Origin of the sequence: Pseudomonas sp. IPO3747 (genome assembly GCF_013385245.1) — a bacterium.
Taxonomy (GTDB): Bacteria; Pseudomonadota; Gammaproteobacteria; order Pseudomonadales; family Pseudomonadaceae; genus Aquipseudomonas; species Aquipseudomonas edaphica.
The window spans coordinates 24,045-30,292 of sequence record NZ_JACAQL010000008.1 but is presented as its reverse complement, the minus strand read 5'-3'; the positions used below and the strand labels follow the sequence as shown (position 1 = coordinate 30,292).

5 protein-coding genes are annotated in these 6,248 nt (G+C 61.9%); 4 read left to right on the top strand and 1 reads right to left on the bottom strand.

Annotated elements, in window-relative coordinates:
• Positions 1 to 16: 16 nt before the first annotated feature.
• A complete protein-coding gene (locus tag HX790_RS11745; protein ID WP_169987470.1) occupies positions 17 to 991 on the bottom strand; it encodes an alpha/beta hydrolase family protein in 975 nt (324 codons plus the stop codon).
• A gap of 77 nt (positions 992 to 1,068) precedes the next feature.
• Here HX790_RS11745 and HX790_RS11740 point away from each other — a divergent pair, with 77 nt between their 5' ends.
• The 4 genes from HX790_RS11740 (at position 1,069) to HX790_RS11725 (ending at position 6,245) form a co-directional block, all read left to right on the top strand.
• Positions 1,069 to 3,063 carry a histidine kinase gene (locus HX790_RS11740; protein ID WP_176991564.1) on the top strand — a complete coding sequence of 665 codons (1,995 nt, stop codon included), beginning with the start codon at positions 1,069 to 1,071 and terminating at the stop codon, positions 3,061 to 3,063.
• A gap of 18 nt (positions 3,064 to 3,081) precedes the next feature.
• Positions 3,082 to 3,711, top strand: a complete 630-nt coding sequence (locus HX790_RS11735) for a response regulator transcription factor (RefSeq protein ID WP_017138071.1) — start codon at positions 3,082 to 3,084, stop codon at positions 3,709 to 3,711.
• A gap of 337 nt (positions 3,712 to 4,048) precedes the next feature.
• Positions 4,049 to 5,161 carry an ABC transporter ATP-binding protein gene (locus HX790_RS11730; protein WP_065929377.1) on the top strand — a complete coding sequence of 371 codons (1,113 nt, stop codon included), beginning with the start codon at positions 4,049 to 4,051 and terminating at the stop codon, positions 5,159 to 5,161.
• Positions 5,162 to 5,204: 43 nt separating this feature from the next.
• The gene (locus HX790_RS11725) at positions 5,205 to 6,245 is read left to right on the top strand and encodes an ABC transporter substrate-binding protein (protein ID WP_169987466.1); all 1,041 of its coding nucleotides are present in this window, start codon (positions 5,205 to 5,207) and stop codon (positions 6,243 to 6,245) included.
• Positions 6,246 to 6,248: the final 3 nt, after the last annotated feature.

Here is a 6,248-nt window from a genome sequence, read left to right as displayed (position 1 = left end):
GGCTTGCCAGGCTGGATTAGTTGGAGGCCGGCTCCGGGCTCAACCACCCGCGAACCCGCCGATACAGCTGCTCTTGCTCAGCCGCACTGTTGCCCGGCAAGGTCTTGAGTGACACCTGTTTATAGCTGTCATTCTTCGCCCGCTTGGCGGCCTGCATGCGTTCCCGGGCGTTTTTGCGCTCTTGAGCGCCGTCCTGGTAATACACATCCGCCGTCGGCACCTTCAGCGCCGGTGCCAGTTTTTGCAGGTCCGGCTGCCTGGCCGCTGGCGTCTTGCCATCCACCATCACCAACTTCTGCACTTGGGACGGCTGTTTCTCGCTCAGGTAGCGCGCAGCCCACCAGGCGCCGGTGCCGTGGCCGAGCAGTACCACACTGCGGGCGCTCTGGGTTTGGGCAAAGGCAACGGCGGCGTCAATGCGATCAAAGATGCGCTTGGCGTCGGTCTTGTCTTGTTCATCAGCACCAGGCACCACCGCCGGGTCAGTGCCTTCGGCTTCGGCGCTGGCGGCTTGTTCGATCGGTTTGGCGGCCGTGCTGCCGTCTTTGCTGCTGGTGTCGACGGCGGCTTTAGGTGGCTCCATGACCCGTGGCGGCAAGGTGTCGAGGTTCACATCCGGCAGCGACAGACTGAGGGTGCCCCAATTGGCATCGGGCAGCTTGCGCCGTAAGGGCGCGATTGCTTGCGGCCAGTCAGCACTTTCCCCTGCGCCCGGTACGATAATCACCACCCCTTCGGGCTCGGCGCTGTTGGCAGGTTTCCACAGCGCCAGGAATGAGTCGGTGCCGGCCTGCAACTGTTGTTGTTCCTGGCGTGGAAGTTGTCGCTCAAGGGCGTTGGCTTCTTCCTGGCTGCGCTCGGGCAGGGCTTGGCGTTCAGCCGGTTTTTCGGCGGTGGGCGCAGGCGCGTCGGCGGCGTGAACAGAAAAGGCGCTGGTAAATAGCAGCGATAGGCACAATGCTGGCAGTGCCGAACGGTGGGTAAAGGGCATCGTTAATTCCCGGCCAGAAGTGATTCCAGCAGCCTAATGGGTTGGTCAGTGTTTGTCAGTGATGTGAGACGTGGATCATGGGTTTTCGCTGTCTGCTGGTTATCGGCTGTGTGTGCTTTGCCTTGATGGCGAATGCCGCGCCTGCGCCTATCGCGCCGCAGGCGCAGCTCAATGCTCAGCAGCGTGAATGGCTGGCGCAGCACCCGCAGTTGCGCGTGGGCCTGGTATTGCAGGCACCGTACGCCCAATACGATCGGCGCCTGCAGCGCCTGTCCGGGGCGAATGTCGAATTGATGCAATGGCTGGCCAAAGCGCTGAATATCGACCTGACCTGGCGCAATTTCCCCAGCCAGGAGCAATTGGAAGCCGCCGTGCGCGATGGCGAGGTGGATATCGCCCCGGGCCTGCAGCAAACCCCGGCGGGCTTGCGTCTGTGGTTATTCAGCGACCCTTACATGCGCGTGCCTCAGCATATCGTCGGCATTCGCGAGGGCGGCGGCGCGGTGGAGCTGGAAAAGCTTGACGAGCTGTCCCGCGTCGCCGTGCGCATGCCCAGCGCTGTCGCCGATTACCTGCGTAGCAATTATCCCAACCTCAACCTGCAAGGCGTCCCTTTGGAGCGTCAGGCCTTGCAATTGTTGGTGAGCCAGCAGGCGCGTTATGCCGTGGTGGATGAGGCGCAATTGAGCCGATTGTCCGGCGAGGCGGAGTTTGCCGGGCTGGCGGTGGTCGGCGATATCGGCCTGCCGCAATTGCTGCGTGTGGCCACGCGCCGTGAGTGGCCGGAGCTGGCGAGCATCATGCAAAGTGCCTTGCGCGCGATACCCGCCCGCGACCTCGACCAATTGCACAGCCGCTGGCTGCAACCCAAATACCCACGGCTGACGGAATCGCCGGGCCTGTGGCAAAACCTCAGCCTGCTCTTGGCGATGTTCCTGCTCGCCAGCCTCGCCGTGGTGGTTTGGCAGCGCCGCCACCAGCGAGTGCTGGAACACAGCTTACTGGCCGCCCGAGAAGAAAGCGCCGCGCGTGCGGCGGGTGCCGAAGCGTTGCGGCTGACGCAGTTCTCCATCGATCAAAGTACGGTCGGCATTCTTTGGGTCAATTGGGACAGCCATGTGCGTTACGCCAACCGTGCCGCCGAGACCATGCTGGGCTACGCCGCCGGCGCGCTGATCGAGCGACCGCTGATCGATTTTGACCCGACCTTGAACATGGACCGCTGGCTCGACGTGTGGAAGCGTGCGCGCGCCAGCGAAGAAGGCCCGCAGACCTTCGCCGCCGATTGCGTGCGCGCTGACGGCAGCATCCTGCCGGCGGATGTGTCGTTGAGCTTCCTGCGCTTTGCCGAGGGCGAATACCTGGTGGTTTATCTCAACGACGTCACCGAGCGCCGTCGTTACGTGGCCGCCTTGCAGCAAAGCGAAACACAGCTGCGCGAGCTCTCTGCCCACCTTGAAACCGTGCGCGAAGAGGAAAAGGCGCGTATCGCCCGTGAAGTGCATGACGAGTTGGGTCAGATGCTCACGGTGCTCAAGCTGGAGACCTCGATGTGCGAGCTGGCCTATGCGCAATTGGACCCGGGCTTGACCGAGCGCCTGAACAGCATGAAACGCCTGATCGCCCAGCTGTTCCAGCTTGTCCGGGATGTGGCGACCGCGCTACGCCCGCCGATTCTCGACGCTGGCATCGCCTCGGCGATTGAATGGCAAGCCCGCCGCTTCGAAGCGCGCACGCACATTCCCTGTCTGGTACAAGTCCCGGATAACCTGCCGGCCCTCAGCGATGCCAAGGCAATTGGCCTGTTCCGCATCCTGCAGGAGGCGCTGACCAATGTGATGCGTCATGCCCAGGCGCATACTGTCGAACTGACCCTGACGGTGGAAAGCGCCGACTTGCGGCTGACCATCAGCGATGACGGCGTCGGTTTCGTCGAGAACCCCGGCCGCCCGGTATCCTTTGGCGTAGTCGGTATGCGTGAGCGGGTGCTGATGATGGGCGGGCAATTGAGCCTGCACGGCGAACTTGGGGAGGGCACCACCTTGAGTGTCACGGTGCCGTTGGATGCATAACGATAGGAGCAAGCCCCTGTGATTCGCGTATTGGTAGCCGAAGACCACACCATTGTTCGTGAAGGCATCAAGCAATTGATTGGCCTGGCCAAAGACCTGCTGGTGGTCGGCGAGGCCAGCAATGGCGAGCAGTTGCTGGAGACCTTGCGCCATATCGCCTGTGAGGTGGTGTTGCTGGATATCTCGATGCCGGGCGTAAATGGCCTGGAAGCGATTGCGCGCATCCGTGCATTGAGTAACCCGCCCGCGATTCTGGTGCTGTCGATGCACGATGAAGCGCAAATGGCTGCCCGCGCCCTGAAAGTCGGGGCGGCGGGGTATGCCACCAAGGACAGTGACCCGGCGCTGTTGCTGACGGCGATTCGCAAGGTGGCGGCGGGCGGGCGTTACATCGACCCGGACCTGGCGGACCGCATGGTCTTTGAGGTCGGCCTCACCGATACGCGGCCGTTGCACTCGTTACTGTCGGAGCGCGAGTTCTCAGTGTTCGAGCGCCTGGCCCAGGGCGCCAACGTCAATGACATCGCCCAGCAACTGGCGCTGAGCAGCAAGACCATCAGCACCCACAAGGCGCGGTTGATGCAAAAGCTCCATATCACCTCCCTGGCCGAACTGGTGAAGTACGCCATGGAACACAAACTCTTGTAACCCCCTCGATCGTTCCCACGCTCCACGTGGTAACGCCTCTTGTGACGCTCTGCGTCACGCTTTAGGACGCAGAGCGTCCTGGGCTGCATTCCCACGCGGAGCGAGGGAACGATCAAGCCGGGCTCCTCCAGGTGCGCGTATCTGTTTACGACATAGGCTTTGCCGGCAGACGCTGACGATTGCCGCCGCACTGTTCTCTGCCCGCCATCCGTGTAGGGCAATCCCTACCCCCAACCTTCCATCCTGCTGATGTGATTCTCTCCTCGCCCCCGATTTCCGGGGGCTCGCGCCTGGACTACGCTTTGTGCCACAGCAGTCCAAAACAAAAGGTGCGGGTATGAGCGAGGTGGATTCAAATGATGTGCTGGTCAGCTTTCGTGGCGTGCAGAAGAGCTACGACGGCGAGAACCTGATCGTCAAAGACCTCAACCTGGAGATTCGCAAGGGCGAGTTCCTCACCCTGCTCGGGCCGTCGGGTTCGGGCAAGACCACCAGCCTGATGATGCTCGCCGGTTTCGAGACGCCGACCGCCGGGGAAATCCTGCTCGCCGGGCGCGCTATCAACAACGTGCCGCCGCACAAGCGCGACATCGGCATGGTGTTCCAGAACTACGCGCTGTTCCCGCACATGACGGTGGCAGAGAACCTGGCCTTCCCCTTGTCGGTGCGCGGCTTGAGCAAGACCGATATCAGCGAGCGGGTCAAACGCGTGCTGAGCATGGTCCAGCTGGATGCCTTCGCCCAGCGTTACCCGGCGCAACTCTCCGGCGGTCAGCAACAGCGCGTGGCCTTGGCCCGCGCGCTGGTGTTCGAACCGCAGCTGGTGTTGATGGACGAACCCCTCGGCGCCCTCGATAAACAACTGCGCGAACACATGCAGATGGAGATCAAGCACCTGCACCAGCGCCTCGGCGTGACCGTGGTGTACGTGACCCACGACCAGGGCGAAGCCTTGACCATGTCCGACCGCGTGGCGGTGTTCCACCAGGGCGAGATCCAGCAGATCGCCGCGCCGCGCACGCTGTACGAAGAGCCAAAAAACACGTTCGTCGCCAACTTCATCGGCGAGAACAACCGACTCAATGGCCGCCTGCACAGCCACACCGGCGAGCGCTGTGTGGTGGAGTTGGCGCGTGGTGAAAAGGTCGAGGCGCTGGCAGTGAATGTCGGCCAGCTCGGCGGCCCGGTGACCCTGTCAGTACGCCCGGAGCGCGTCAGCCTCAATGGCTCCAGTGAATCCTGCGTCAACCGCTTCTCTGGGCGGGTGGCGGAATTTATCTACCTGGGCGACCACGTGCGTGTGCGCCTGGAAGTCTGCGGCAAGGCCGATTTTTTTGTGAAACAACCGATCGCTGAGCTGGACACAGCGCTTGCGGTCGGCGACGTGGTACCGATTGGCTGGCAAGTCGAGCACGTTCGCGCACTCGACCCACTTCTAGAGGCGAATTAATCGCCCCATGGCTTCACCAACCCTGCACGTGGAGAGAACAACAATGTTGAGATCCCTTAAATATTCCGCCCTGGCCATTGGCTTGATGGGCGCGACACAGGCCATGGCAGGCCCGGACCTGACGGTCGTATCCTTCGGTGGTGCGAACAAGGCGGCTCAGGTCAAAGCCTTTTACGCACCGTGGGAAAGCGCGGGCAATGGCAAGATCGTCGCCGGTGAGTACAACGGTGAAATGGCCAAGGTCAAAGCCATGGTCGATACCAAGAGCGTGTCGTGGGACTTGGTGGAAGTGGAGTCGCCGGAACTGTCCCGTGGCTGTGACGAAGACATGTTCGAACCGCTCGACCCGAAACTGTTCGGCAATAGCGCCGATTACGTGAAAGGCGCGATTCAGCCCTGCGGCGTGGGCTTCTTTGTGTGGTCCACCGTGCTGGCGTACAACGCCGACAAGCTTGCCACTGCACCGACCAGTTGGGCGGATTTCTGGGATACCAAGAAATTCCCAGGCAAGCGCGGCCTGCGCAAAGGCGCCAAGTACACCCTGGAATTCGCCTTGATGGCGGACGGCGTGGCCCCCAAAGACGTGTACAAAGTACTGGCTGGCAAAGACGGTCAGGATCGCGCGTTCAAGAAACTCGACGAACTCAAACCGTCGATCCAGTGGTGGGAAGCCGGCGCACAACCGCCGCAGTACCTGGCCTCGGGTGATGTGGTCATGAGCTCGGCCTATAACGGCCGCATCGCTGCCGTGCAAAAAGAAAGCAACCTGAAAGTGGTGTGGAACGGCGGCATCTACGACTTTGACGCCTGGGCCATCCCTAAAGGCCTGGCCAAGGACCGTGCCGAAGCGGCGAAGAAATTCATCGCCTTCTCGGTGCAGCCGCAACAGCAGAAGACCTACTCGGAAAACATCGCCTACGGCCCGGCCAATACCCAGGCTGTACCGTTGCTGGCCAAGGATGTGTTGAAAGACATGCCGACCACCCCGGAAAACATCGCCAACCAGGTGCAGATCGATGTGAGCTTCTGGGCGGATAACGGCGAGCAGCTCGAGCAGCGCTTCAATTCCTGGGCGGCCAAGTAACAC